We start from the raw sequence: 25,174 nt of genomic DNA on the forward strand, positions 1-25,174 counted from the left end.
GGCCGGAAGCCGACACGACCCGGATCGGCGCACCCGCGGTGGGCGCTGAAGATCGGTTGACGTTCCGCCGGGCTCCGGGCCGCGTTCCGAGGCCAACCGGTGGTGATCAGGACACCATGGACGCTAAAACGGCCGGGTAAGGTCCATGGTGTCCTGATCCGGGACACACTGGGGGGTGACGGGTGCGTCGTGTCGGCACCCGTCCACGCCGGGCGCACCCCGACACCGCGCGGCCCCCAACACCACAGCCCACCGCGTCAAAAGCCGCACGCCACCGATCCGACAACGCAGTTGCCCGCCGGCAAAGCGCACCGACAAGACTTCTCCCGTCGGCGTACGCCAACTGAGGATCAGCCGCGACGGGGAGTGCCGCTGCTGGCGACCGTCCGGTAGCCAGCAGCGGCGTGCGCCCCGCCCGGCCCAGGCCGTCAGCCGGCGCAGTTGTTGTTGCGCACGGGCCGGGTCAGCTTCTCCTGGGTGCCGAACTTCGCGTAGACCCGCAGGTAGCACGGCAGCTCGACGTCGCCGTAGTAGCTCTGGACCGCGTTGTCGTAGTGCGTGGTGCCGCTCTGCGCGACCTGCCAGCCGCCGCCGTCACCCGACTGGATCTCCCAGTAGACGTCGCCGGAGCAGCCCTGTAGGCCCTGCGACCAGGCGATGATGTTGGCCCCGTTGTAGATCTCGGACTGCACGAGCGTGCAGCTCGCCGCCTGCGCCGGGCTGGCGCCGACGAGCAGTCCCACGGTCAGCATTGCTCCGGCTCCGACCGCCGACATCAGCTTGCGCATGCTCGATCTCCTCCACGATGGACGGTAGGTGACCCACAGGAGGGTAACCCGTTCCGGAGATTAGTTCCACGATCGCCGTCGATGAAGGCGATAACTTTTACCGAACTCCCGCCCGCCGCAGATTCGGCCTCCGCGTCGCATCCCGACGCTTACGCTTAACAAAGTTAACTGATAGCCTCCCGCCATCGACGAGGAGGAATGCCATGCGACTTCGACGCACGATGCCCGCACTGCTGGCCGGCGCGGCGCTGACGGCCGCCCTGGCGGCCGTACCCGCTGTGGACGGCCTCGCCGCCGCGAAGACCGGCGCCCCGCGGGCCGCCCTCGCGGCCTGCACCGCCCCCGCCTGGGCCGAAGGCACCAGCTACCCCGCCGGCAGCCGGGTCAGCTACGCCGGGCGGTCGTACCAGGCGCGGGTGACGCACACGCCCCCATCGGGCGCCGGCTGGACCCCCGCGGCGACGCCCTCCCTCTGGACCGACCTCGGGGCCTGTGACGGCGGCGGCACGCCGTCACCGACCCCCACCGGCACGTCGGGGCCCTCCCCCACCCCGACACCGACGCCGACCGTGACGCCGACGTCGACGCCCACGCCGCCCGGCCCGGACACCTGCGCCGGCAAGCCGAAGCCGACCGGCAAGGTGCTCCAGGGCTACTGGGAGAACTGGGACGGCGCCGCGAACGGGGTGCACCCGCCACTGGGCTGGATCCCGATCACCGACGCCCGGATCCCCGCGCACGGGTACAACGTGATCAACGCGGCGTTCCCGGTGATCCGCGCCGACGGCACGGTGCTCTGGGAGGACGGCATGGACGCCACCGTCAAGGTGCCCACCCCCGCCGAGATGTGTCGCGCCAAGGCGGCCGGCCTGACCATCCTGATGTCGATCGGTGGCGCGACCGCCGGAATCGACCTCAGCTCGGCAACGGTCGCCGACCGGTTCGTCGCGACCGTGGTGCCGATCCTCAAGCGGTACAACTTCGACGGCATCGACATCGACATCGAGACCGGGCTCACCGGCAGCGGTAACATCTCCCAGCTCTCCGCGTCGCAGGCGAACCTGATCCGCATCATCGACGGGGTGCTCGCGCAGATGCCCGCCGGCTTCGGCCTCACCATGGCGCCGGAGACCGCGTACGTCACCGGCGGCAGCGTCACGTACGGGTCCATCTGGGGCGCGTACCTGCCGATCATCAAGCGGTACGCCGACAACGGTCGCCTCTGGTGGCTCAACATGCAGTACTACAACGGCAGCATGTACGGCTGCTCCGGCGATTCCTACGCGGCCGGCACCGTGCAGGGCTTCACCGCCCAGACCGACTGCCTCAACGCCGGGCTGGTCATCCAGGGCACCACCATCCGGGTCCCGTACGACAAGCAGGTCCCCGGGCTGCCGGCGCAGCCCGGCGCCGGAGGCGGCCACATGGCACCGGCGACGGTGGCCCAGGCGTGGAACACCTATCAGGGCGGCCTGAAGGGCCTGATGACCTGGTCGCTGAACTGGGACGGGTCGAGGGGCTGGACCTTCGGCGACAACGTCCGCGCCCTACAGGGCCGCTGACGCACAGAGCACCACAGTCCCCGACCGCGCGGTCCCGCCCCTCCCCACGGAGGAAGACCGCGCGGTCGGCGCGTCCGGCCGCCGGTTGCTGACTGCCAGGTGCCGACAGGGGCAGCAGCGACCGTCAGGAGGAGCGGCCCATCTCGGCGAGAATGCCCGTGGCCTGACCGAGTTCGATCAGGTAGCCGTCCGGATCCCGCAGGTAGCAGCGGATCTCGGCGCCGTGGTCCTTCGGCTCGGTCAGGAAGCGGGCGCCCCGTGACCGCCACCGTTCGTAGACCTCGTGGACGTCGGTGACGCGGACGTTCATCGCCCCGCTGAGAGTGTCCGGGTCCGGCGGCGCCTGTGCCCGTACGGTCGGCTTGTCGTCGGTCGGGCCGCCCTCGTCGTTGATCACGATGTAGCTGTTGTGGAACCGCAGGATCGCCGGCCGGCGCTCCCGCACCACCGTCGCGCCCAGCACGCTGCGGTAGAACTCCCGCGAGCGGTCCACGTCCCGCACGATCAACAGGTGCGTAAGCACCAGCCCGCCCTCGGGCTGAAAGTAGTCCGGCGCCTCGCTGGCCATAACCCGCCTCCCCCGGTCGGACCGCCACGGCGTACCCGCTGGCGGCGTCGGCACACCCACGCCCCGGCCCGGCCTGCCGAGCGCGCAGGAATCCTTCGGCACATCCATTGACTTCGATTGTTTACGCCACAACAATCACTTCCATAGGAATAGATCGATGTCGATCAAAGACCTGGAGGGAGGCACCATGGTGGCACTGAGAGGCGAGGTGTCCTGGTTCTGTTGCGGCAGCGCCTGGGGTCCCTGCGGCACAGCCGGCGGCGGCGCCTGCGGCACCTGCTCGTCCGGCAACTACCAGCACGCCTGGCCGAACACCTCCGACGCCTGCCTGGCCATCACCCGGCCGCACGCGTGCGGGATCACCGGGATGAGCCGCCGCGGCTGCGGCTTCCGGCACTACACCACCAACCTCTGCAACGGCGCCCGGGTCGGCACCGCCATCGCCGACTGCGGCCCGCAGACCGACCTGTTCTGCGGCGAGCGCACCTGCTGCGGCTCGGCCTGCGGCACCAACCGGATCATCGACCTGACGCCCGCCGCGTACAGCGCGATCGCCAGCCTCTCCACCGGGCTGCGGCCCTGCTCCGTCGACTCCGTCTGAACGGGAGGACCAGCCATGCACCAGACCCTGGACCGGCGCCGGCTGCTCGCCACCGCCGCGCTCGGCGGCGTGGTCGGCGCCACCGGGCTCGGCTCGCTCGCCCCCGAGGCGGCCTTCGCCGCCGAGGCCGCCGCCGTCGAACCCGGCACGCCCGACCCGAACTTCGCCGAGGGCCGAATCAGCAAGATCTCCGGCAGCATGCTGCTGGTCACCGGCTCGGACACCGTGCTGCACTCGATCCGGATCACCGACGGCACGAGCATCTGGAAGCTGCACCCGACGACCTTCGACCGGGTGGCCGTCGGCGACGGGCTCTACGCCCGCGGCGTCCGCCTGCCCGACGGCACACTCGCCGCGGACTCCGTCTGGGTCAACATCGTCAACCTGCACGCGCACATCGCCGCGGTCGGCCGCAACCTGCTGCACCTCGACCACAAGGGCCGCCGGATCGTCGCACACGTCGTGCCGGACCGCTCCGCCGCCGTCTACAACGGCACCCCGGCCGTCAGCGACCTGTCGCTGCTGCGGGTCGGACGGCACGTGCAGGTGCTCGGCGCCTGGCATCCGGACACCAACGAGATCGACATCGCCACCGTCTACGCCGCCGCCTAGCCCGCAGGTCCCGGTGGCGCGGGCCGCGACCGCCGGGACCTGCGCCGGACCACCCGATGGAGATGCCATGGTCGACATGCTCGCGGCGCTGCAACCGCTGGTCGTCGGTGCGGTGCTGATCTGGTCCGCCCGTGTGAAGCTCGTCAGCCGCCAGGCCGCCGCGTCGGCCGGGCGGTCGGCGCTCGCCCCACTGCTCGGGCAGCGCCGGGCGCTGACCGCGTACCGGCTGCTCGGCGGTGTCGAGCTGACCCTCGGCGCACTGCTTCTGCTGCCGCCCGTCCGGCGCCCGGAGGCGGTCGCCGCCACCGTGCTCGCGGCCGGCTTCCTCGCCTACCTCACGTACGCCCGCCGGGCCGCCCCGGCGTCGTCCTGCGGCTGCCTTAGCGCCGCTCCCACCCCCGTCACCGGTCGGAGCCTGGCCCGAGCCGGGCTGCTGCTGGTGGCGGGCGCACTGGCCTGGACGGCCACCGGCGGCTGGACGGCCGCGCTCGCCGAACGGCCGGTGGCCGGTGGCGTGGTGGTGCTCGTCGAGCTGGCGGCGGTGGTGGCGCTCTCGCCCGAGTTGGACCGGTTCTGGCTGCTGCCGCTGCGCCGGCTGCGCGCCCGACTGACCCACCCGCTGCGCGGCGGCGCCGGCCTGCCGCTGCTGGCCACCGTGCAGCAGCTCCAACTCAGCGACGCCTACCGGCGTGTGGCGCCACTGCTCCGCTCCGACGTGCGCGAGCACTGGGACGACGGTGGTTGGCGCTTCGTCGGGCACGCCGCGCGCTACCAGGGTCGCCCGATGACCGCGGTGTTCGCCGTGCCGCTGGCCGACCGGCAACCCGACGCCGTACGGGTCGCCGTGGTCGACGACGCCACCGGGCACACCCTGCTCAGTCTGGCCGCCACGGCGTCCCCCGCCGGTCCCGGGTTCCCCTTGGTCCGGGCGTCCCCGGGCGGGCCTGACCCGGCCCCGGCGTGACGGCGTCAGTCGACCAGCCAGCTCCGGATCTCGTCGCCGTGTTCGTCGAGCGCGGGCGGCGGCAGGTCGTAGCGCGGCGGGGTGGCGGTGAAGCCGATCGGGTTGCGGATGCCGGGCACGTCGCCTGCGGTCACCACGGGGTCCAGCCCGAGTTCCCGGGCCAGGTCGACACCCTCGGCGACGGTGTTGATCGGGGCGCACGGCACGCCCGCCGCGCGCAGGTCCCGGAACCACTCGTCGCGGGTCCGCCGGACCAGCCGTGCGACCAGGATCGGCCGCAGGACCGCCCGGTTGACCGTACGGTCCTGGTTGCGCCCGAACCGGGGATCGTCGGGCAACTCGGGCAGGCCGAGCACCTGGCACAGCTTCCGGAACTGACCGTCGTTGCCGGCGATGACGACGAGATCGCCGTCGGCGGTGGGCAGCGGTTCGTACGGGAACAGGCTCGGGTGCGCGTTGCCCATCCGGAACGGCGTCGCGCCGCCAGCGACGTGGCCGCTGGTCTGGTTGACCAGGCCGGACAGCGCGGAGGAGAGCAGGTCCACCTCGACGTGCTGGCCGGTGCCGGAGCGTTCCCGGTGGTGCAGGGCGGCGAGGATGGCGACGGCCGCGTGCAGGCCCGCGATCACGTCGAACACGGCGACCCCGGCCTTGTAGGGCGGACCGTCCGGCTCGCCGGTGAGGCTCATCAGACCGGACGCGGCCTGGACCACGAGATCGTAGCCGGGCAGGTTGGCGCCGGCACCGGCACCGAAACCGCTGATCGAGGCGTAGACGATCCGCTCGTTGACGGCGGCGACGCTGTCGTAGTCGAGGCCGAAGCGCCGTAGGCCGCCGGGTCGGAAGTTCTGGATCATGACGTCGGCGCGGCCGGCGAGTCGCCGGGCGACGTCCAGGTCGTCGAGGTCGGCGAGGTCCAGGGCGATGGACCGCTTGTTGCGGTTGACGCCGAGGTAGTAGGTGGAGGTCCCCTCCCGCACCGGCGGCGTCCAGGTCCGGGTGTCGTCCCCGCCGGGCCCCTCCACCTTGATCACGTCGGCGCCGAGGTCGGCGAGGAGCATGGTCGCGTACGGCCCGGCGAGGATCCGCGAGAAGTCCGCGACGAGGACGCCGCTGAGCGGCCCGGACCGTTGCTCCCCCACCGTCGCGTTCCCCTTCCGCGTCGACGCCCCGGCCGGCGCGGTGGCGTGGCACCTTCCGGAGTGCCGGCCTCCGGCGCGTCCGGATGGAAGGACCACGATGGCACAGCGGTCACCACGTACGTCGGTCACCCCGACGGTCCGGGCCGGGACGGTCACCGGGCTCGCCCCGCCGGCCAGCCGTCGCTTGACCCTGCCCCCGGGGGCAGGGTTTAGGTTCAGGTCGTCCGACGTGGAGGTTGTCGCGATCATGAGAATCGGTGAGCTGGCGCGGCGTGCCGGGGTGACTCCGAAGGCGGTCCGCCACTACGAGTCGTTGGGGCTGATCGTGGCTGCCCGGAAGGCGAACGGCTACCGGGACTTCCGCGAGCACGACGTGCGGCTGGTGCGTGAGATCCGGCTCCTGGGCCAGTTGGGGATCCGTGCCGACAGGACCCGCCCGTTCCTGGAGTGCCTGGCCGCAGGCGGTGAGCACGCCGACGACTGCCCGGCCTCCCTGGCCGGCTACCGCGACGCGATCGACGATCTGACGGGGCGGATAGCCGAACTGACGGCCCGTCGTACGGCCCTGACCCGACGGTTGCGGGAGGCCGCCCACCGCAACGGCCACGCGGAGCGGACCGCCGCCGTCCTCGCGGACGTCGCGCTGCACCGACCGCCCACGGACCTGCCCGTGCCCGTCGACGACGGTGCCGCGGATCATCTTCCCGGCCGCCGGATGCCGCAGCTCACGCTCCCCAGCACCGCCGGCGACAGCGTCCGGCTGCACGCGCTGGGTGCGGGCCGGTCGGTCGTCTACCTGTACCCGCTCACCGGCCGACCGGAGGTGGACCTCCCGCGGGGATGGGACAGCATTCCGGGCGCGCGAGGCTGCACGGCGCAGGCATGCGACTTCCGCGACCACCACCACGAGCTGGTCGCCGCCGGTGCGGCCCGCGTCCACGGCCTGTCCAGTCAGGACACGGACTACCAGCGGGAGGTGGTCCGCCGGCTGAAACTGCCGTTCACGATGCTCTCCGACTCCGACCTGCGCCTGGCCTCGGCGCTCGGCCTGCCCACCTTCGAGGTCGCGGGAGCGACGCTGTACCGGCGGCTGACGCTGATCGTCCAGCACGGTGTGATCGAACACGTCTTCCACCCGGTCTTCCCACCGGACGGTCACGCCGAACAGGTGCTGCGCTGGCTCCGACAGTCCTGCGCCCGACCGCCCTCGACGACACCGCCACACGCCGCACCCGCCCGACGATCGGAGTACTCGTGACCCGCGACGCGCACACACCGCTGCTGGTGCTCTGGGACATCGATCAGACCCTGATCGAGGGCGGCACCGTCACCCACCGCGCCTACGCGGCGGCGTTCCACACCGCCACCGGCCGCCGGCTGGAGCAGCCCTGGCGATTCGACGGCCGTACCGAACTGGCGGCCGCCACCGAGGTCCTGCGGGCCCACGGTCTCGATCCGGACGGCGGCCTGTTGGAGACGTTCCTCGAGCTGATCGTCGCCGAACTGCACCGTCGGGCGGACGAACTGGCCGCCACGGGTCACGTCCTGCCCGGCGTGGTCGACGCGCTGGCCGCAGTGGGAGCCGTCGCGGGAGTACACCAGTCCGTCCTCACCGGAAACCTGTATCCGCTGGCGTTGCTGAAGCTGCGCCTGTTCGGGCTGGACGGCCACTTCGACACGCGGATCGGGGCGTACGGGGGCGACGCGTGGGAACGGCGAGACCTGCCGCAGTACGCCTTCGGCCGGGCGGAGCAGCACCTGGGCCGACGCCTGGGCGGTTCGGACACCGTCATCATCGGCGACACGTGCCGCGACGTCGACGCGGCGCACGCGGTCGGCGCCCGGGCCGTCGCGGTGGCCACCGGAACGACCAGCGCCGCCCGGTTGACGGCGGCAGGGGCCGACGTCGTGCTGCCCGACCTCGCCGACACCACCGCCGTCCTGCGCGCCGTCACCTCCCGTGATCCGGCGATCCCGCATGACGAGGCGGAAAGGGCACCCGGTCGTGGCGGCGTCGTCCATGCGGAAACGCAGCCGGCCTGAATCGACGGCCGGATCCCGCCCGATGACGGCGGGCCGTCATGCCGGGTCGGCACCGCCCCAGGCTGCCTGCACGAGGGCGGGGAGCACCTCGGCGGCCGGACCGCGCAGGTTCACGTCGGCGACGGCGTCCAGGGGCGTCTCCTGCGGGTTGACCTGCATCACCGTGGCCCCGAAGCGGGCCGCCACCTGGGGGATCTCGGCGGCGGGATACACCAGGCCGGAGGTGCCCACGGTCACGAGCAGGTCGCAGGCCGACGCCGCCTCCACGGCGGCTTCCAGGGCCGCGGACGGCAGCGCCTCACCGAACCACACCACCCCGGGTCGTACGAGGCCCGCGCAGTGCGCGCAGCGGGGCGGAGCCAGCCGCCGGCCGTCCCCCGGTTCCTCCGCCGCCTCGTCCGGCAGCGGCGCCGGCTGGGCACACGCCGAGCAGCGCGGCGCGAACAGGCTGCCGTGCAGGTGGATCGGTGCGACCGAGCCGGCGCGCTCGTGCAGGTCGTCGACGTTCTGCGTGACGACGACTCCGCTGGGGACGCGGGCCTCGATCGCGGCCACGGCCACGTGACCCGGGTTCGGGCGAGCCCGCCGCACGGTGTCGCGTCGCCACTCGTACCAGCCCCAGACCAGTGCGGGATCGTCGCGGAAGGCCTCCGGTGTGGCGAGCCGCTGCGCGTCGAAGCTCCGCCACAGGCCGGTGAGGGCGTCACGGAAGGTCGGCACCCCACTCTCCGCGGAGACGCCCGCACCGGTGAAGACCACGACGCGACGCGCCTGCGCCAACATCGCCCCGGCCTCCCGCACCACCCGCTGCTCCATCTGACCCCGTTTCCTCGACACGCTCACGGCCAGGTAAGGCTAGTGCGGCCGGCCGCCCTGGTTTCCACCATCCCCACCAGCAGTTCGCCGGCAGCGACGCGACCACGGTGCGGACACCGCCCGGCTCGCCGCTGCCGGCGACGACGAGACCTCCCACGGACTGGATACGGTGAGCCGCATGAATCTCCGATACACCCGCAGCGCATCGGTCAGAGCGATGGGCAACGTCGCCCTGGCCGCCGGCCTGCTGACCTCGTTGCTGATGGTGAGCCCGGAGAACCCCTCGACCGGCGGGTACGTCATCGCTGGCCTGCTCGTCCTGACCGGGCTCGGACTGCGGGTGGAGGCCGCACTCCTGGCACTGGGTGAACGAGGACGTGGGCAGGGTGACGCAGGCTGACGGCCCGGCCCCAACCTGCCGGGCGGAGATCGAGGTCGATGTCGGCTATCGCGGCTGGTGGCTGGGGGCGGGGCGCAGCGCTTCGCCATGGAGCGTGGTCTGGCCGGCGAGGCTCCACCACAGCTCGTCGTCGGCGTTCAGGTAGGGGTGCCAGTGGCCGACCGACCCGCCCGCCGTCAGGGCGTCGGCGGTCGCCGTGAGGTAGGCGGCCAGCGACGGCCACGCGTCGGAGAAGTCCCCACCGTTGTCGTGCACCGCCCGACCCAGGCGGCCGTGGCCGGGCCCCGGCCGCAGGTCGATGACCTGGGAGTCGCCGTTGTCCTCGGCGACCGGCAGCCATCGTTCGTGCCACCACGGCTCGGCTCCGGGCTCCGTCGGGATGAAACCGTCGACGCTCTCGGCGACGTCCATGCACATCTGCCGGTGCTCGACGATCTGGGCGACCGAGAGCAGTGGCGCCTCCGGGAAGACGTTCGCCCACGCGGTGAGGCCGTCGTGCCGCCGCAACGACTCGACGAGCTCGTCCGGGAAGGTCAGGCCGAGAGTGACCTGCGCGGCGGTGATCTCGTCCGGGTCCGCAGGCGGCGCCAGGAGGGCGGCGCTCCGCGGCGCGTGCCGGCGCAGCCAGTCCTCCAGCCTGATCCACGCCTCGGTGACCGTGCCCACCCGCTCAGGTCCCAGGCTCAGTGTTCGGCGCGGGCGGCGAGAAAGCTGTCGACCGCGGCGAGGAACTCCGCCGGCCGGCTGGCGTGCACGTCGTGGCCGGCCGCGATCGTGACGAGAGCGGCGTCGGGCATCCGGTCGACCATCTCCGCGAGCAGGTGCTGCGGGATCTGACTGTCCGGGCCGCCGCCGATCACCAGGGTCGGAACCTCGATCGTGTCCGTACGGTCCCACCAGGCCGGATCAGGGTCATTGAGCTGGGCACGGATGGCGTTGACGGCGGCGAAGTCGAACGGCGTGGGCGTGTCCGGCGGCGTCAGGGGCGGTCGTTCGAGCGCGCCCCGCCGGGGGGCCACCGCGTCCTCCACGATCAGGTGGGTGAGTCGGTGCGGAGCGGCCTCGGCGAGCAGGATCGCCACGGCTCCACCCATGGAATGGCCGATCACCACACACCGCTCGACGTCGACCGCGTCGAGGAACCCGATGACGTCGTCGCGCATCAACTCGAACGAGTATCGGCCCGGACGGTCGCTGCGGCCGTGGCCCCGCAGGTCCAGCGCGTACACCCGGTATCTGTCGGCGAGCGCGGGCAGCACGGTGTGCCAGTCGCGTCCGTCTTCGCCGAGGCCGTGCAGCAGCACCATGGGTGGGCTGGTCGGATCGCCGGCGACCCGACAGGCCAAGGCCACTCCGCCGCTCGTGTGGGCCCGCAGTGCCCCGATGTCCGACTCGGTCACGCGCAACAGCGTATCGCCGGGCCCGCGGGTCCCCGCCCGAGGTGAGTGGGCCCGGTACGGTTCCGTTGCACCCGCTGCCGCGCTTGGGCCGGATTCGCCGCGTCCGTCGCCCTCGGGCCCTTGTGGCGTCGGATGGGGAGGAAACTTTCTTCGGTGATGCGCACTTCACTGACGTGTGCCCGCGGCACGGGCCGGAGACTGGTGCGACCACGCATCGGCCGATAAGAATGGTCCAGGCGCTCCAGCGGAAAGGCGTGTCGTCCATGATTGATCTGAAGGTCGTGTCCCGGGACGAGTGGGTCGACGCCCGCAAGGAGCTGCTCGACCACGAGAAGGAGATCACCCGTCTCCGGGACAGGGTCACCGCGCTCCGGCGTCGACTGCCGGCGGTAGCGATCGAGAAGGACTACTCCCTGACGGGCCCCACCGGCCCCGTCCGGCTGGCGGACATGTTCGAGGGACGACGGCAGTTGATCGTCTACCACTTCATGTTCGACCCCGAATGGGTCGAGGGATGCACGAGCTGCTCCCTGCTGGTCGACAACTTCGGGCACCTCGCGCATCTGCACGCCGGTGACACGACGCTCGCCGTGGTCTCCCGCGCGCCGTTCTCGTCCATCGCGTCCTTCAGGACCCGGATGGGCTGGCGCTTTCCCTGGTACTCCTCGCACGGCAGCGACTTCAACTACGACTTCCACGTCACCAACGACCCGGCCGTCGCCCCGGTGGAATACAACTACAAGGACGAGGCGACCCTGACGGCGGAGGGCCTCACCCACCACCTGCGGGGCGAGGCGCACGGCCTGAGCGTCTTCGTCCGCGACGGCGAGCGGATCCTGCACACGTACTCCGTGTACGGCCGCGGCCTCGACCCGGTGTTGAACACGTACAACTACCTGGACCTCACGCCGCTGGGCCGGCAGCGCTACGTCAACGAGTTCCCCCACCACGACACCTACGGCACGGACGCCGCCGGCGGCCACTGCCACTGACCTTCCGCGGGTGGTCGGCGGCGGTCATCCGGTGACGCAGTTGTTGCTCTTACGCCTGACCGTGTACTCGGTGTCGTCGTGGGTGATGCCCGACGGCGCGCCGTCGAAGTAGGCCTCGACCTTCTCCCAGCCCCGGCGCTGCTCGTAGTGCAGGTGCGGCGCCCCGGAGTTGCCGGTGCTGCCGACCCGCCCGATCTGCTCCCCCTGGGCGACCCGCTGACCGACCCGGACCAGCGGCGGTTCGAGCAGGTGGAGATACTGCGTCTCCCACCTGCCGCCGTGGTCGATCTTCACCCAGTAGCCGCCGCCCCGGCCACGCGGCCCGTTCGGGTCGTCCGGCGTACGGCCACCCAGCGACCCGTTGATCCCCGCCACGGTGACCTTGCCGGCGTAGGAGGCGAGCACCGGCCGCCCCCACGCCTTTCCTTCGGTGGGAAACAGGTCGACGTCGTAGTCGTCGTGACCGGGGTAGGTGCCCAACTGCCACGTCTCGCCACAGGCGACGGGAAGCTGGAAGAGCGGACGCGGACCCGCCGGCCGTACCAGTGGCACGACGAGCACCGCGACGACGGCGACGGTGACGAGAACCGCCGCGACCACCACGGAGACGAGCACGGTCCGGGTACGGCGGCTGCGGACACGGCGGTGGGTGCGGGGGCTGGTGGGGCGGCCGGTCGTCACCGGCCCGAGCATGGCAGACGCCGGCAAGACGCCAGCAGCCCGGGCTATGCCGAGGCGCTGATCATCACCGTGTCGAGCCGGTCCAGAACCGCCCCGATCCGGGAGAGCCCGACGTCGCCGCACGCCACGACCTGCAACCGGCGCAACCGGGGCAGGCGGGCCAGGCAGTCGACGTCGGTGATCCTGCGGCAGTAGCGGATCTGTATCTCCTCCAGCCGCTCCAGGTGCCCGACGGGTGCGATCGTCGTCAGCGACGGCAGGTTGTGCAGGCGCAGCCGGGTCAGGCTGGTCATGCCCTCGATGCCGTCCAGGGTGGGCAGCCTGCCGCCGAGCAGGCCGAGGCCGGTCAACGGCAGGTGCCCGATCCGGGTGAAGACGTCGCGGGGCACCGTCAGCAGGTGCAGTTCCCGCAGGTCGGGGCAGGACAGCGCCGCGTCGAGGTTCGTGCCGCTGGCGGTCGGTTTCAGCGACACCGCCCGCAGGTTCGGGAAGTTGTCGCGGGTGAACCGCAGCGCCGCGTCGGTACGCAGCGTGGTCACCCGGGGCAGCACCACGGCCTTCGGCCAGGCGGCGGGGGTGCCGCCGGTGAACACGCCCAGGGTGGTCACGGACGGCGGGATCGCGTCCTGGTCGATGCCGGCCACCAGTTCCCGGCCGGCGTCTGGCCCGATGGACAGCCGCCGGAGACCGCCGAACTGCCGTACACGCGCAAAGAGCCGGGTCAGCGGTGCGGTGCCCGGCGCGTAGAGGCGCAGCGCGTCCACCTGGGCGTCCCGCGCCGGGTCGCCGGGCGCGTCGGCGTGCAGGACCTTCCACGGCGGGTCGGGACGCAGGGCGATCAGCTCCTCGGCGTGCCGCTACTCGGCCATCACCCACCCGATGCGGTCGAGCGTGTCACCGGCGTCCGCCGTCATGCGGAGGCTCGTTGCGCGACGCCCACGCCGTGCCGCCCGGCCCGGGCGGGCCGCTGCCGTGACCCGTCGAACGACGGCGGGTGCGGCTGCTTCGACTGCCCTGACGGCGGGTGCACCGGAGAGATCATCGGGACAGTATGTCGTCGGGTCGTCAACGTTCGGCGGGGATGTCCTCCGGCAGCAGCCCTCGCAGCTGCTCCGCGGTCGGCGCCGGCACGTCCGCCAGCCGTCCCGCCTGGCATTCGATCATGGCGTTGAACAGCTTCCGCGCGCCCCGGCCGTTGCCGAACCCCGGGTCATCGACGGCCTGCTGGAGCCGGCCCAGCAGGGCGTCGGCGGTCGGCGCGGTCAGGTCGTAGCCGTGTTGCCCGGCCAGGGCGGACATGATGGCGAGCAGTTCGTCGGGGGTGTAGTCGACGAACTCGATGCTCTTGGTGAACCGTGACGCCAGGCCCGGGTTGGTGTCCAGGAACTTCACCATCTCGTCGGAGTACCCGGCGACGATGACGACCGTCTCGTCCCGGTGATCCTCCATCAGCTTCACCAGCGTGTCGATCGCCTCCAGGCCGAAGTCCGAGTTGGTGCCGAACGTGCGGGCCAGCGCGTACGCCTCGTCGATGAAGAGCACTCCGCCGAGAGCCCGCTCGAAGGCCGCGGCGGTCTTCAGCGAGGTGCTGCCCAGGTATTCGCCCACCAGGTCGACCCGGGCCACCTCGACGACCTGCCCCTTGGCGAGGACACCCAGTTGCGCGAGCAGCCGCCCGTAGATCCGCGCGACGGTGGTCTTGCCGGTGCCCGGCGCTCCGGCGAAGACGAGGTGCCGGCTCACCGGCAGCACCGGCAGGTTGGCCCTGCGGCGTTGCTCGCCGACCCGGATGAGCTGGATCAGCGTCCGCACGTCCCGCTTCACCGCGGCCAGGCCGATCATGCTGTCCAGCTCCGTCAGCACGGCGTCGACGTCGACGCCGTGCTGACGAGGCATGCCGGCCGGGCCCTGCGAGCCGTCGGACCGGGCCCGGTCGCCGGGAGCCGCTCCGACCGGCTCCTCCGGTTGCTCCGGGGCGGTCACCGCCACCTGCGTACGGTCACCGCCCCGTACCGCTTCGCCGGTGACGTCGACGAACTCACACCGGTCGACCAGCACCGGGGCATCCGTCTCCACCTGCACGCCGTCCCCGCCGCAGTCACGTAGCGTGCTTCTGCGCAGGGTCAGCCTGGACTGCTCCCGCAGCAGCACCCCGGAGCCGGTGGTCCCGGTGACCGTGCTGTCGGAGAGGTGCAGGCCGGCCTGGCCCGCCCCGGCCACGCCGACGGCGCCGCCGGAGAACACCGCATCGGTGAGGGTGATCGAGATCGTGCCGGCGCCGGCCAGGCCCACCGGTGCGTTCTCCACGCGGAGGCGCGTACCGGTGAGCCGGCCCGGCCCTCCGGCGGCGATCCCGCTGTTCGCCGCGCCCCCGATGGTGGCGCCCTCGATCCGGACGTCCGCCTCGACGGTGCCGTCGAGCACCACGCCCGCCTCGCCACCGCTCGTCGTCAGGTCCGTGAAGGTCGGGTCGCCGCCCTCCACCACCACCCCGTACCGGCCGGGATCCTCGATCCGCAGGTCGGTGTACCGGCCGGCGGCGGCCCGGACGAGCAGCGCGTCCTCCCGCGCCCCGTGCAGGACGCCGCCGCGGACCAGCGGTGCCGCCCCGTCGACCACGGCGATCGCGGGCAGCCGGCTGGCCGTCACGTCGCAGTCGGAGAACGTCCCGCGCGCGGCGCTGACATAGATGCCGTTCCGGCCGGCCCCCTCGATCCGGCAGCGGCGGACGTCGGGCTCGGCGCCGCCGGAGATTTCGATTCCGCAACCCTGGAGGTCCGTCAACTCGCAGTCCTCGACCAGGCCGCCGACGGACCCGCTGAACACCAGCCCACTGCCCCGGCCGCCGGTGACCCGACACCGCCGCACCGTCGGCCGGGACCGTCCGCCCGCCGTGACGGCCCCCACGCGTACGCCGGTGAAGTGGCAGTCCTCGACGGCGCCGCCACCGCCCTCGAAAGCCTCGAAGCCCCGGTCCACGTCCCGGACCTGGCAGTGCCGCACGGTCGGTCGGCTGTCCCGCTTGGACAGGACGGCGTACTCGTCGAGGTCCCACAGCCGGCAGTTCTCGACCACCCCGCTGCCGTCGACGAACGCCACGCCCCGGCGCATCCCGCTGACGTCGCACATCCGCAGGTGGGTGGTGCTCCGCTCGCAGAGCACGGCGTTGAAGGCCTGCCCGGTGACGACACAGGACTCGACCGTCAGGGCAGCCCGGAGCGCCGACACCGTCGCCGGCGAGTCCGCGCTCCACGTGCGCAGCACCAGTCCCTGGAGCACGACCTGAGCGTCCTCGCAGTACACGGCGGGTGCGGCGGCGCCCGTCTCCACCACCACCGGCGGCCCGCCCGGCACGGCCGCCCGGATCGTGACGGCCTTCGCCCGGACGACCACCTGCCCGTCGTAGCGGCCCGGTTCCACCACGACCACCGCGCCGTGGGGTGCCGCCGCTACCGCCGCCCCGATCCCCCGGTAGGCATTCGCCCTGGTCAGCGAGACCAGCAGCGTCGGTGCACCCACTTCGAACCGTCCCCCCGCCCCGGCCGCGCCACCGACGGCGGCGAGCCACCAGGAGCATAGATCGCCCACCTCGCGGCGGGACAGCCGCACGGACCTGCGCCGTCGCCGCGCCCCTGAATCGTCGGCGCCCCCGGACCGTGCCCGGCCAGCCTGACGCCCGGGCCGCCGCGCGGCGGCCCGGGCGTCACGACCACCTCAGAAGTCGTCGTCGAAGGCGACCGTGCCGCTCACCCCCACCTGGTACGCGGACACGCGCCGTTCGAAGAAGTTGGACAGCTCCTGCACGTCCTGCAACTCCATGAACGCGAACGGGTTCGACGACCCGTAGTGCACGGGGAGGCCGAGCTGCGCGAGCCGCCGGTCGGCGACGTGTTGCAGGTACTCCCGCATGTCGGTCAGGGACATCCCCGGCACGCCCTGGCCGAGCAGGTCCTCGGCGAACTGGACCTCGCACTCGACGGCCTCGGTGAGCATCTGCCGGACCTGACCGGCGAGCTCGTCGTCGAACAGGTCCGGCTCCTCCTCTCGGACCGTCTCCACGACGTCGAAGGCGAAGGCCATGTGCATGGACTCGTCGCGGAACACCCAGTTGGTGCCGGACGCCAGGCCGTGCAGCAGCCCCCGGGAGCGCAGGAAGTAGACGTAGGCGAAGGCGCCGTAGAAGAACAACCCCTCGATGCAGGCGGCGAAGCAGATGAGGTTGAGCAGGAACGTCCGCCGGTCCTCGCGGGTACGCAGCTCACGCAGGTCGTGCAGGGAGTCGATCCAGCGGAAGCAGAACTCGGCCTTGCGCCGGATCGACGGGATGTTCTCGATGGCGTCGAACGCGGCGAAGCGTTCGGTCTCGTCGGGCACGTACGTGTCGAGCAGGTTGAGATAGAACTGGACGTGCACGGCCTCCTCGAACAGTTGCCGGGACAGGTAGAGCCGGCCCTCCGGCGAGTTGACGTGCTGGTAGAGGTTGAGCACGAGGTTGTTGGCGACGATGGTGTCGCCGGTGGCGAAGAACGCGACGAGGCGGCTGACCAGATGCCGCTCGGCCGGGGAGAGCCGGTCGAGGTCGGCGAGGTCGGCGTGCAGGTCGACCTCCTCCACGGTCCACGTGTTGCGGATGGCGTCGCGGAACCGGTCGAAGAAGTGCGGGTAGCGCATCGGGCGGAGGGTGAGATCCATCCCCGGGTCGAGCAGCATGTGAGTGGTCCTCGGGTCGCTGGTGGTCGTGGTGGTCACTGGCAGGCCTCGCACGACTCGGGGTTCTCCAGGGAGCAGGCCAGCGCCTCGTCCACGGCCGCGGGTGCCGTGACCACGCCGGCGGCACGGGCCGGTCCGGCGGGCGCGACGGTGGCCTGCTGGATCCGGGTGGCCGGGCGGGAACGCAGGTAGTAGGTGGTCTTCAGCCCGGCCTTCCAGGCGTACAGGTACATCGAGGAGAGCTTGCCGATCGTCGGCGCGGCCAGGAACAGGTTCAGCGACTGGGACTGGTCGATGAAGGGGCCACGGGCGGCGGCCAGGTCGATCAACGCCCGCTGCGGCAGTTCCCACGCGGTGCGGAACAACTGCCGCACCTCGGCCGGCAGCTCCGCGACGTCCTGCACCGATCCCTCGGCACGCTTGATCGCCGACCGGATCCGCTCCGTCCACAGGCCCCGGGCCTTCAGCTCACGTACGAGAGCGGTGTTGACCTGGAGAAACTCCCCCGACAGGGTCTCGCGCTTGAACAGGTTGGACACCTGCGGTTCGACGCACTCGTAGCAACCGGCGATCGAGGCGATGGTGGCGGTCGGGGCGACCGCCACCAGCAGCGAGTTGCGCAGCCCGTACGCGGCGACCCGTTCCCGCAGCGCGGTCCACCTCGCCGCCTGGGTTCCCGCCACACCCCACAGGTCGGGCTGCAACTGCCCGCGCGCCGCCCGGGTCTGCCCGTACGCCGGGTGGGCACCCAGCCGTTGCGCCAGGTCGGCGGAGGTCTCCAGGGCGGTCAGGTACAGCTCCTCGCTGATCCGGGTCGACAACTCCCGGGCGGCCGGGGAGTCGAACGGCAGCCGCAGCGCGAAGAACACGTCCTGCAGACCCATCAGCCCGAGCCCGACCGGCCGCCAGCGGGGGTTGCTCGCCGCCGCCTGCGGCGTCGGGTAGTAGTTGATGTCGATGACCCGGTCGAGGTACGTCACGGCGGTGCGGACGGTGGCGCGCAGCCGCTCCCAGTCGATGCCGCCGCCGGTGAGGTGGGCGGCGAGGTTGACCGACCCGAGGTTGCACACGGCGGTCTCGGCGTCGCTGGAGACCTCGACGATCTCGGTGCACAGGTTGGACAGGTGCACCACGTTGCCCGGCTCGGCGGTCTGGTTGCACAGCCGGTTCGCGGCGTCCTTGAACGTCATCCACCCGTTGCCGGTCTGGGCCAGGGTCCGCATCATCCGCCCGTACAGCTCCCGCGCCCGGACCTGCCGCACGTACCGGCCCTGCCGCTCGGCCTCCCGGTACGCCGCGTCGAACTCCTCCCCCCACAGATCCGGCAGCTCCGGCACCACGTCCGGGTCGAACAGCGACCACACCCCGTCGGACTCGACACGCCGCATGAACTCGTCCGGGATCCAGTTGGCCAGGTTCAGGTTGTGGGTGCGCCGGGCGTCCTCGCCGGTGTTGTCCCGCAACTGGAGGAACTCCTCGACGTCCGGGTGCCACGGCTCCAGGTACACGCAGGCCGCGCCCTTGCGCCGGCCGCCCTGGTTGACCGCCGCCACCGAGGCGTCCAGCGTCCGCAGCCACGGCACGATCCCGTTGGACTGCCCGTTGGTGCCCCTGATCAGCGCGCCCCGGGAACGGACCCGGGAGAACGCGATGCCGATCCCCCCGGCGAACTTCGACAGGTTCGCCACCTGCGCGTACCGCTGGTAGATCGAGTCGAGCTCGTCGCGCGGCGAGTCGACCAGATAGCAGGAGGACATCTGGGTGTGCCGGGTGCCGGAGTTGAACAACGTCGGCGAACTCGGCAGGTACGCCAGGCTCGACATCAGCCGGTAGAACTCGATCGCCTCGTCCACGGCGTGGGACAGGCCGCACGACACCCGCAGCAGCCAGTACTGCGGCGTCTCCATCACCAGCCGGCTCGTCGGGTGGCGCAACAGGTACCGGTCGTACACCGTGCGCAGCCCGAAATACTCGAACCGCAGGTCGCCGCGCGGGTCCACGGCGTCGTCGAGGGCGGCGGCGTGGGCGGCGACGAACGCGGCGGTGTCGTCGCCGATCAGGCCCTCGGCGTGGCCCCGACGGATCGCCTCGCTGAAGGAGCCGATGCCCTGCCTGCGGACCTCCTTGTCGACGTACCCGGCCAGCAGGCGGGCGGCCAGCCGCGAGTACTGCGGCTCCTCGCCGATCATCTCCGCGGCGGTCTGGATGGACAGCCGGTCCAGTTCGGCCGTCGTCGCCCCGTCGTACAGGCCGCTGATCGTCCGGGTCGCCACCCGCAGCGGGTCGATGTCGGCGAGGTCGCCGGCCCACCGCTCGACGGCCCGGACGATCCTGTTGACGTCGACCGGTTCGGTGCCGCCGTCGCGCTTGCGGACGTGCATCTGCGGTCGCCGCTGGCCGGCCAGGGCCGTATCGTCGGCCGCCGTGCCGGCGGTCGGAACAACCTCGGTGACAGTCACCACTCACTCCTCGCGAGCCTTGATCCCAGACGGACTTCCTGGGCACGCGGGGAGCGGACACCGACGACGACGCGCCGCAGGGCACGCGTCAGCATGGCGTCGGCCGTCCCACGCGGCCTCGGACCGCCGCGCACCCGGACGCGGGCGTACGGCGCACTGGCAGGTCTTCGGACTCGCGGGCGCGACCGGGCTCGCCGGTCTCCTACTGGCCGTCGCTTCCCAGGCCGATGGCGGCCCAGTGCTGATGACGGCGGTCGTTCCCACTCACCGCTGCGGGGCAGTCCCGGATTCCCACCGGGTTCCCTCTTGCCTCGACCGCCCCGGATGAGCGGCCGAACCAGCTGCGCTCGACACCATATATAGGGACGGCGGCGTTGTCACACCCCACATGTCGGCCTCGGGCGTGTCGTGGGGACCTGAGGCTACGCCCGTCGATCGCGAGCCGACGCCTGCGTCGATGCCCACCCACGGCGGCTCGGAGAGCTCTCGTCTCCCCGGTACGGTGGTGTCGGCGCGCGCCACCGGCGGTACCGTCGCGGCCATGCGGACTCGACATGCGGGACGGCTCTCGCTGCAACTGGACTCGATCTACTGCGCGGTCGCCGCGGCGTCGCTGATCCTGTTCGTGGCCCCACTGTCCGAGCGGTTAACCGTGCCACCGGTGGCCGTCATCGCGATCGCGGTTGCCGTGGGCGGCTGGGCGTACGCACTGCACCGCGTCGCCCGTCGTCCCCGGCTGCGCGGGTGGCTGGTCGGCGTGCTCGCCGTCAACGTCGTCGCGGCGGCGGCAATCGCGGTGTTCACGGCGGTCCGGCCGTGGGACGGCGCGTTCACTGTGCTCCTCGTCGCCGTGGCCGTCGAGGTCGCGGCGTTCGCCGTCAGCCAGGCCGCGGCCCTGCGTCGGCAGGCACCAGCCGGTTGAGCGAACTCGGCAACCGGCACTGACAGCGCCCGACGGGTCGAGCGGTGGGTGGATCGGGATCGCGTCGACCCGCGATCCCGATCCACCCGCGGTACGGCTAGACCCGGGTGACCCGGACGGCGTCGGCGACCACGTAGCCGGTGGTGCTGGTCCACCGGCTCACGGCGACCAGGTTGCGGTCTCCGGCGGCCAGCCCGAAGGTGCCCAGCGAGCGCCAGGCGCCGCCGCTGGAGCGCTGGTCCACGTTGACCGTACGGTTACCCGAGGCGGTGACGACGACGTGCGGGGCCGAGCTGTTGTAGCCGGGGTCGGCCGGGTGCCGCACCTCGACCCGGTAGTTGCCGGCCGCCGGAATGTTGACCTTGAACCAGGCGGCGTCACTGGCGGGCGTGGGGTTGGCGAACCGGTAGTCGGCCCCGTAGCGCTGGGCGGAGTACGCGGAGGTGCCCCAGTTGGTGCTCGCCGTGAACCGCCCCGCCGTGGCGTTGTCCACTATGGTGCTGAAGGCGGGCGGGTTGGGCGCGCTCAGACCGAGGTAGGCGGCGATGCCCTGCGCGTGCCCCCGGGCGGTGGCCGTGATGAAGTCGGCCCGCTTGAGCAGGTTCGCGTCGGCGAGGGTGTCGATGAAGAGATTCTCGGTGAGGACCGAGGGCATGGCCGCCTCGCGCAGCATGTGGAAGTTCGCGGTCTTCAGGCCCCGGTCGGTGACCGAACCGATCGTCCGCTGGGCGGCGATCACCCTCGGGTGCAGCGCGTTGTGCAGGTTGACGGTGGCGGCGCTCGCCGTCGGGTACCGATAGCTCTCGAAGCCGGTGCCGCCGCCGGAGTTGATGTGCACGCTCACGAGCAGGTTCGCGCCCCACGCGTTGGCGTCGTCGGTGCGGTAGGCCAGGCTGCGGGTGATGTCCGTCGTCCGGGACATGCGGACGTCGACGGCCCAGTTGGCCAGCAGGATGCTGCGCAGTTGCAGGGAGATGTCGAGTGTCAGGGCCTTCTCCTGCAGCCCGTTGCCGACCGCCCCGGGGTCGGTGCCGCCGTGGCCGGGGTCGATGTAGACCTTGGGCAGCGCGGCCCACGCGGGGCCCGCGACGATGGGGGTGGCCGCAGCACCGGCAACGGCCGCCAGCAGGGTACGCCGCCGGAGCGCTGGGTTATCGAGCATGTGCACCTCGTTCATCAAGAATCGAAGAAAGATCGACAGTGCCCGCAATATAGCGGCAGGTCGATGCTTGATGAAAGATGTCTACGCGACTTGGTGTGGTTGACGAAGATTTCCGCCTCAGGAGCCGGCGCGTTCTGCCGGCGTACCCCTGCTCCAGGTGGCGCTTGTGCTCACCGGTCGGGAAAAGACTGGGCCGCGTAGCCGGGGGCGGCGACGGTCTCGGCGATGCGGGTGAGCCAGTACAGGTCGTTGGCGCGAGATTCTGGACTGGCCCCGGGGCTGAGGATGCCGCGCAGGAACGCAGTGACGTCGTCGAGGTGCCGTTCGCTGCGGTAGTAGCTCAACAGGGCCCGGTCCGGTTCCAGCGGCCCGTAGCCTCGACGGAAGAGCTCGGCGCGGTGCGCGTTGATCGGGTGGTCGCCGAAGTCCTGGCTGTAGACGAACAGCAGGTCCCGCTCGCGCGGCGCGAGGATCGGCGCATCCCAGTCCACGACGTGCAGGTCACCGTCGCCGCTGGCGATCAGGTTGCCGGGGTGGATGTCGGCGTGACAGATCACGTGTTGGGTTCGCGGCACGCGAGAGGCGAGGTCAGCGACCGTTACCGACAGCCGATGCAGCGCGGCACCGTACCGGTCCCAGAAGGCGCCGAGGGCCTCGCTCGCCGCAGCCTGCCCGCCGAGGGCCCGCAACCGCTCGCCCGCGCTCGATCGGTACGTCTCGACCGGCAGGACCGCGGCGAGGTCGGCGCTTGGCGTCACCGCATGCAGCCGCCCCAGGAACTCGCCGTACTCGATCCACTGGCGGTCGGTGAAGCCGCGGCCCCACAGACTGCCGCCGTCGTGAAACGGGTAGAGCAGCAGCCGATAGTCCCCGAACGCGCGACTGGCTCCCCCGTCCGGCAGATCGATCGGCGCCACGACTTGACTGACGCCCTGCGCTCGGAGGAAGCCGGGCAGCAGGACGGCCGCCCGGGTGAACTCGCCGAGGCGCACCTTCAGGAAGTAGCTCCCGCCGTCGGACGTGTCCACCCGGTACGCCCATGCGTGCCCGTCAAGCCCGACCGGCATGAACACGATGTTGGCGATGTCCACGGCCCAGGCGGCGGCCACCTCAGCCGCCAGCAACGATTCGTCGACGTCGGGCTTGTCGATCATGATCGGAGCGTCGCAGTCCGCTGCCCGGCCGGCAAGGCGATTTCGCTCGCATCGGTGGGCCGCGGTGGTCGAATCGGTGAAGGCCAGCGTCCCTGCCCTCGTCACTTGGCGTTGTATTGATCGAGGGTGAGGGCGTAGTCGATCAACACGGACAGAATGCCGCCTGAGCTGCCCGTTCATTGGTGGCCGGTGGTCAACGTTCGTTGCTCATAGTCCACCTCTGCCGGCCTGGAAACGGCATGATCTTGGGACTCCCTCAGGCTCCCGACCCCTCGCTTGTAAGTTCTGGGCGCTTCGTCCAGCTGAGTCCATCCGCGTTCGCGACCTCGTGGGGCGACGGTCCGCGCTCGGCCGCCGACGGCCGCCTTCGTCCCGGCTGGTTGCTGTCACCGTTGCTGTCGGCAGCTACCTCTTGCCGCAACCCGGGCACGCCGCCCCATTCGCCACCCAATTCCGGCACTCATCGGTGGAGCGCCCCGACGCGAAGCCGATTACCGTCAGGGTCTACCACCTCAAACTCACGTCCCCAGTCCTTCTGTCCGACGGCGCCCACGCCGCAGGCCGCCGCTGCGGCATCGATGTCGTCGACGTACAGGTACAACAGGGTCCCGGGCCGAGCATCCCCGGTGTGTTCAGACAGGTGGATCTCAACATCGCCTCGGGCGATGCTCACGTAGAGCGGCAGGTCAGAGGCGAACCGGTGTTCCCACTGCTTCACGAAACTGAGGCGGCCGAACCAAGTCGCGGTGGCGTTCGCGTCCGTGGTCCACAGCACAGGCGCAAGGCGTTCAGTCATCTAAGGGACGTCTCGTAACTCGGTGATCGGTCCATGGTGGATCATGTCGGGGTGCAGGTGATCTCGGCGGCCCGCCCGGAGTGGATCTTTCCGTTCACCGGGCTGCAGCCCGCCCAGTTCCGCAGGCTGGTCCGCCTGGTCGCCGAGCGTGGCGGTGACGCCATCGCTGACGGTCGACCGGGACGGCAGTGGTCTCTCGACCTCGCCGATCGGGTGTTGCTGGTCGCCGCGTACTGGCGCACGAACCTGACGATGCGCCAGATCGGCCCACTGTTCGGGGTGTCGCACTCCGCCGCACATCGCGTCATCGACACCGTCGGCCCCCTGCTCGCCCTGTCGCCGGGACGCCGACGTCGAGTCGACCAGATCACCATCGTCGACGGCACCCTCATCCCGACCCGGGACCACCGCCTGGCCGCCCCGAGTAAGAACTACCGCTACAGCACGAACCTGCAGGTCGCCATCGACGCCCACACCCGCCTCGTCGTCGCCCTCGGCGACCCCCAGCCCGGCAACCGCAACGACACCATCGTCTACCGCACCAGCGGCATCGACCAGAAACTCACGGGACGGCCAGTCATGGCCGACGGCGCCTACCGCGGCAACCCCGACGTGATCATCCCGTACCGCAAACCCGCCGACGGCAGCGAACTACCCGACTGGAAAGCGGACCTGAACAAGCAACACCGCACCGTCCGAGCACAGGTCGAACACGCACTGGCCCGCATGAAGTGCTTCAAGATCCTGCGCGACTACCGACGCGCCGCCCACACATTGACCGACACGGCCTCCGGCATCGCCCACCTCCACAACATCATCCTCGCGGGGTGACACCAACACCGTTGCCGGGCAACGCCTTCACCGAGTTACGAGACGTCCTTTAGGCAGTCTGGCACCCGTTGCGATCAGAGGGCACCTCCGCTGATCGGAAGTGCCCTCCGAACTGGTTCGGGACGGCCGGATTTGAACCGGCGACCCCTTGACCCCCAGGCAACCAACACGGCGTCTTGACCTGCTGCTTCGCGGCCGTTGGGCTGCCGAAGTTGTCCGTCAGCGTCCAGGCTTGTCCGTTGGCGTCCGCGCCGATCGTCACTCACTTTGTCACCCAACCGAACGGCATACACTGCTGCCATGCGGCGACGGGATGTGGTCTGGTGGGCCTTGTTCGGCGCAACCGCGTCGGCCTGGCTCGTCATCGGCGTCTGGGTCCATCTCGGCGGGGAGCCATCTCATCTGCTGTTTGCACTCATGGCCGCCTGCGGAGTCGCTCTGGGTGGCACCTTCCATGCCTTCCGCGTTCGTGGCATCCGGCCCAAGCACCGACCCGACGCTGTCAGACGTTGAAGCGGAACTGAGACCGGCCAGGCCACGACCTGAGGAAACTCGACCGGCCGCAGTGCCC

General features: G+C 71.4%; 24 protein-coding genes and 1 riboswitch. Of the genes, 10 read left to right on the forward strand and 14 right to left on the reverse strand.

The annotated features are described in order from the left end of the window. Positions 1-428: 428 nt before the first annotated feature. Complete coding sequence (locus AB0D32_RS22935) at positions 429-788, reverse strand: hypothetical protein (RefSeq protein ID WP_357093605.1); 360 nt, start codon at positions 786-788, stop codon at positions 429-431. Positions 789-991: 203 nt separating this feature from the next. Here AB0D32_RS22935 and AB0D32_RS22940 point away from each other — a divergent pair, with 203 nt between their 5' ends. After that, positions 992-2,350 carry a glycosyl hydrolase family 18 protein gene (locus tag AB0D32_RS22940; protein WP_357093608.1) on the forward strand — a complete coding sequence of 453 codons (1,359 nt, stop codon included), beginning with the start codon at positions 992-994 and terminating at the stop codon, positions 2,348-2,350. Positions 2,351-2,474: 124 nt separating this feature from the next. Here AB0D32_RS22940 and AB0D32_RS22945 read toward each other — a convergent pair whose 3' ends face one another. After that, positions 2,475-2,918, reverse strand: a complete 444-nt coding sequence (locus AB0D32_RS22945; RefSeq protein ID WP_357093611.1) for a VOC family protein — start codon at positions 2,916-2,918, stop codon at positions 2,475-2,477. A gap of 187 nt (positions 2,919-3,105) precedes the next feature. Here AB0D32_RS22945 and AB0D32_RS22950 point away from each other — a divergent pair, with 187 nt between their 5' ends. From AB0D32_RS22950 to AB0D32_RS22960, 3 genes are all read left to right on the forward strand, one after another. Next, entirely contained in the window at positions 3,106-3,519 is a 414-nt protein-coding gene (locus AB0D32_RS22950; protein WP_357093614.1) for a hypothetical protein, read from the forward strand. Positions 3,520-3,534: 15 nt separating this feature from the next. After that, positions 3,535-4,131, forward strand: coding sequence for a cell wall protein (locus AB0D32_RS22955; RefSeq protein WP_357093616.1), 597 nt, complete (start codon positions 3,535-3,537; stop codon positions 4,129-4,131). Between the two features lie 67 nt (positions 4,132-4,198). Beyond that, positions 4,199-5,095: a MauE/DoxX family redox-associated membrane protein gene (locus tag AB0D32_RS22960; RefSeq protein ID WP_357093619.1), complete on the forward strand. Its 897-nt coding sequence runs from the start codon at positions 4,199-4,201 to the stop codon at positions 5,093-5,095. Positions 5,096-5,100: 5 nt separating this feature from the next. Here the strand turns inward: AB0D32_RS22960 and AB0D32_RS22965 are convergent, their stop codons facing one another. Next, complete coding sequence (locus tag AB0D32_RS22965; RefSeq protein WP_357093623.1) at positions 5,101-6,237, reverse strand: CaiB/BaiF CoA-transferase family protein; 1,137 nt, start codon at positions 6,235-6,237, stop codon at positions 5,101-5,103. 247 nt (positions 6,238-6,484) lie between these two features. On the opposite strand from AB0D32_RS22965, the gene AB0D32_RS22970 reads away from it, so the two are divergent. Both AB0D32_RS22970 and AB0D32_RS22975 read left to right on the forward strand, forming a co-directional pair. After that, positions 6,485-7,495: a redoxin family protein gene (locus AB0D32_RS22970; RefSeq protein ID WP_357093626.1), complete on the forward strand. Its 1,011-nt coding sequence runs from the start codon at positions 6,485-6,487 to the stop codon at positions 7,493-7,495. Continuing rightward, positions 7,492-8,280, forward strand: a complete 789-nt coding sequence (locus AB0D32_RS22975; protein ID WP_357093629.1) for a haloacid dehalogenase-like hydrolase — start codon at positions 7,492-7,494, stop codon at positions 8,278-8,280. The genes AB0D32_RS22970 and AB0D32_RS22975 overlap by 4 nt, the downstream gene beginning before the upstream one ends. A gap of 36 nt (positions 8,281-8,316) precedes the next feature. Here AB0D32_RS22975 and AB0D32_RS22980 read toward each other — a convergent pair whose 3' ends face one another. Continuing rightward, positions 8,317-9,096 (reverse strand): NAD-dependent deacylase, encoded by a 780-nt coding sequence (locus AB0D32_RS22980; RefSeq protein WP_357093828.1) that lies wholly within the window; start codon positions 9,094-9,096, stop codon positions 8,317-8,319. A gap of 178 nt (positions 9,097-9,274) precedes the next feature. On the opposite strand from AB0D32_RS22980, the gene AB0D32_RS22985 reads away from it, so the two are divergent. Continuing rightward, positions 9,275-9,496, forward strand: a complete 222-nt coding sequence (locus AB0D32_RS22985) for a hypothetical protein (protein ID WP_357093632.1) — start codon at positions 9,275-9,277, stop codon at positions 9,494-9,496. A gap of 45 nt (positions 9,497-9,541) precedes the next feature. Here AB0D32_RS22985 and AB0D32_RS22990 read toward each other — a convergent pair whose 3' ends face one another. Both AB0D32_RS22990 and AB0D32_RS22995 read right to left on the reverse strand, forming a co-directional pair. Further along, positions 9,542-10,162: an SMI1/KNR4 family protein gene (locus tag AB0D32_RS22990; RefSeq protein WP_357093636.1), complete on the reverse strand. Its 621-nt coding sequence runs from the start codon at positions 10,160-10,162 to the stop codon at positions 9,542-9,544. Between the two features lie 17 nt (positions 10,163-10,179). Further along, on the reverse strand, positions 10,180-10,803 hold the full coding sequence (locus tag AB0D32_RS22995; RefSeq protein WP_357093832.1) for an alpha/beta fold hydrolase: 624 nt from the start codon (positions 10,801-10,803) through the stop codon (positions 10,180-10,182). A gap of 356 nt (positions 10,804-11,159) precedes the next feature. Here AB0D32_RS22995 and AB0D32_RS23000 point away from each other — a divergent pair, with 356 nt between their 5' ends. Further along, a complete protein-coding gene (locus AB0D32_RS23000) occupies positions 11,160-11,888 on the forward strand; it encodes a DUF899 domain-containing protein (protein WP_357093639.1) in 729 nt (242 codons plus the stop codon). Between the two features lie 24 nt (positions 11,889-11,912). Here AB0D32_RS23000 and AB0D32_RS23005 read toward each other — a convergent pair whose 3' ends face one another. The 5 genes from AB0D32_RS23005 to AB0D32_RS23025 form a co-directional block, all read right to left on the reverse strand. Next, complete coding sequence (locus tag AB0D32_RS23005) at positions 11,913-12,569, reverse strand: M23 family metallopeptidase (RefSeq protein WP_357093642.1); 657 nt, start codon at positions 12,567-12,569, stop codon at positions 11,913-11,915. A gap of 44 nt (positions 12,570-12,613) precedes the next feature. Further along, on the reverse strand, positions 12,614-13,333 hold the full coding sequence (locus AB0D32_RS23010) for a leucine-rich repeat domain-containing protein (protein ID WP_357093644.1): 720 nt from the start codon (positions 13,331-13,333) through the stop codon (positions 12,614-12,616). Positions 13,334-13,634: 301 nt separating this feature from the next. Further along, positions 13,635-16,178 (reverse strand): right-handed parallel beta-helix repeat-containing protein, encoded by a 2,544-nt coding sequence (locus AB0D32_RS23015; protein ID WP_357093647.1) that lies wholly within the window; start codon positions 16,176-16,178, stop codon positions 13,635-13,637. 105 nt (positions 16,179-16,283) lie between these two features. Beyond that, positions 16,284-17,279 carry a ribonucleotide-diphosphate reductase subunit beta gene (locus AB0D32_RS23020; protein ID WP_357093835.1) on the reverse strand — a complete coding sequence of 332 codons (996 nt, stop codon included), beginning with the start codon at positions 17,277-17,279 and terminating at the stop codon, positions 16,284-16,286. 35 nt (positions 17,280-17,314) lie between these two features. Continuing rightward, the gene (locus AB0D32_RS23025; RefSeq protein ID WP_357093838.1) at positions 17,315-19,660 is read right to left on the reverse strand and encodes a ribonucleoside-diphosphate reductase subunit alpha; all 2,346 of its coding nucleotides are present in this window, start codon (positions 19,658-19,660) and stop codon (positions 17,315-17,317) included. Positions 19,661-19,878: 218 nt separating this feature from the next. Beyond that, a riboswitch (cobalamin riboswitch) is annotated at positions 19,879-20,095 on the reverse strand. A gap of 184 nt (positions 20,096-20,279) precedes the next feature. On the opposite strand from AB0D32_RS23025, the gene AB0D32_RS23030 reads away from it, so the two are divergent. After that, a complete protein-coding gene (locus tag AB0D32_RS23030) occupies positions 20,280-20,660 on the forward strand; it encodes a hypothetical protein (protein WP_357093650.1) in 381 nt (126 codons plus the stop codon). 97 nt (positions 20,661-20,757) lie between these two features. On the opposite strand, the gene AB0D32_RS23035 is transcribed toward AB0D32_RS23030, so the two are convergent. From AB0D32_RS23035 to AB0D32_RS23045, 3 genes are all read right to left on the reverse strand, one after another. Then, on the reverse strand, positions 20,758-21,822 hold the full coding sequence (locus tag AB0D32_RS23035) for an N-acetylmuramoyl-L-alanine amidase (protein WP_357093652.1): 1,065 nt from the start codon (positions 21,820-21,822) through the stop codon (positions 20,758-20,760). A 170-nt stretch (positions 21,823-21,992) separates the two neighbouring features. After that, complete coding sequence (locus AB0D32_RS23040; RefSeq protein ID WP_357093655.1) at positions 21,993-22,976, reverse strand: aminoglycoside phosphotransferase family protein; 984 nt, start codon at positions 22,974-22,976, stop codon at positions 21,993-21,995. 460 nt (positions 22,977-23,436) lie between these two features. Further along, positions 23,437-23,772: a glyoxalase superfamily protein gene (locus tag AB0D32_RS23045; RefSeq protein ID WP_357093658.1), complete on the reverse strand. Its 336-nt coding sequence runs from the start codon at positions 23,770-23,772 to the stop codon at positions 23,437-23,439. A gap of 51 nt (positions 23,773-23,823) precedes the next feature. Between AB0D32_RS23045 and AB0D32_RS23050 the strand changes: the two genes are divergently transcribed. Then, positions 23,824-24,603 carry a transposase family protein gene (locus AB0D32_RS23050; protein WP_357093840.1) on the forward strand — a complete coding sequence of 260 codons (780 nt, stop codon included), beginning with the start codon at positions 23,824-23,826 and terminating at the stop codon, positions 24,601-24,603. Positions 24,604-25,174 lie beyond the last annotated feature (571 nt).

It is taken from the genome of Micromonospora sp. NPDC048170, assembly GCF_040652795.1.
Taxonomy (GTDB): Bacteria; Actinomycetota; Actinomycetes; order Mycobacteriales; family Micromonosporaceae; genus Micromonospora.

Excerpts from the sequence above, each read along its gene's own strand:
- AB0D32_RS22935 (WP_357093605.1), bottom strand. The coding sequence starts at position 788 with ATGCGCAAGCTGATGTCGGCGGTCGGAGCCGGAGCAATGCTGACCGTG.
- AB0D32_RS22940 (WP_357093608.1), top strand. The coding sequence starts at position 992 with ATGCGACTTCGACGCACGATGCCCGCACTGCTGGCCGGCGCGGCGCTG.
- AB0D32_RS22945 (WP_357093611.1), bottom strand. The coding sequence starts at position 2,918 with ATGGCCAGCGAGGCGCCGGACTACTTTCAGCCCGAGGGCGGGCTGGTG.
- AB0D32_RS22950 (WP_357093614.1), top strand. The coding sequence starts at position 3,106 with ATGGTGGCACTGAGAGGCGAGGTGTCCTGGTTCTGTTGCGGCAGCGCC.
- AB0D32_RS22955 (WP_357093616.1), top strand. The coding sequence starts at position 3,535 with ATGCACCAGACCCTGGACCGGCGCCGGCTGCTCGCCACCGCCGCGCTC.
- AB0D32_RS22960 (WP_357093619.1), top strand. The coding sequence starts at position 4,199 with ATGGTCGACATGCTCGCGGCGCTGCAACCGCTGGTCGTCGGTGCGGTG.
- AB0D32_RS22970 (WP_357093626.1), top strand. The coding sequence starts at position 6,485 with ATGAGAATCGGTGAGCTGGCGCGGCGTGCCGGGGTGACTCCGAAGGCG.
- AB0D32_RS22980 (WP_357093828.1), bottom strand. The coding sequence starts at position 9,096 with ATGGAGCAGCGGGTGGTGCGGGAGGCCGGGGCGATGTTGGCGCAGGCG.
- AB0D32_RS22985 (WP_357093632.1), top strand. The coding sequence starts at position 9,275 with ATGAATCTCCGATACACCCGCAGCGCATCGGTCAGAGCGATGGGCAAC.
- AB0D32_RS22995 (WP_357093832.1), bottom strand. The coding sequence starts at position 10,803 with ATGGTGCTGCTGCACGGCCTCGGCGAAGACGGACGCGACTGGCACACC.
- AB0D32_RS23000 (WP_357093639.1), top strand. The coding sequence starts at position 11,160 with ATGATTGATCTGAAGGTCGTGTCCCGGGACGAGTGGGTCGACGCCCGC.
- AB0D32_RS23020 (WP_357093835.1), bottom strand. The coding sequence starts at position 17,279 with ATGCTGCTCGACCCGGGGATGGATCTCACCCTCCGCCCGATGCGCTAC.
- AB0D32_RS23025 (WP_357093838.1), bottom strand. The coding sequence starts at position 19,660 with ATGCACGTCCGCAAGCGCGACGGCGGCACCGAACCGGTCGACGTCAAC.
- AB0D32_RS23030 (WP_357093650.1), top strand. The coding sequence starts at position 20,280 with ATGCGGACTCGACATGCGGGACGGCTCTCGCTGCAACTGGACTCGATC.
- AB0D32_RS23035 (WP_357093652.1), bottom strand. The coding sequence starts at position 21,822 with ATGCTCGATAACCCAGCGCTCCGGCGGCGTACCCTGCTGGCGGCCGTT.
- AB0D32_RS23040 (WP_357093655.1), bottom strand. The coding sequence starts at position 22,976 with ATGATCGACAAGCCCGACGTCGACGAATCGTTGCTGGCGGCTGAGGTG.
- AB0D32_RS23045 (WP_357093658.1), bottom strand. The coding sequence starts at position 23,772 with ATGACTGAACGCCTTGCGCCTGTGCTGTGGACCACGGACGCGAACGCC.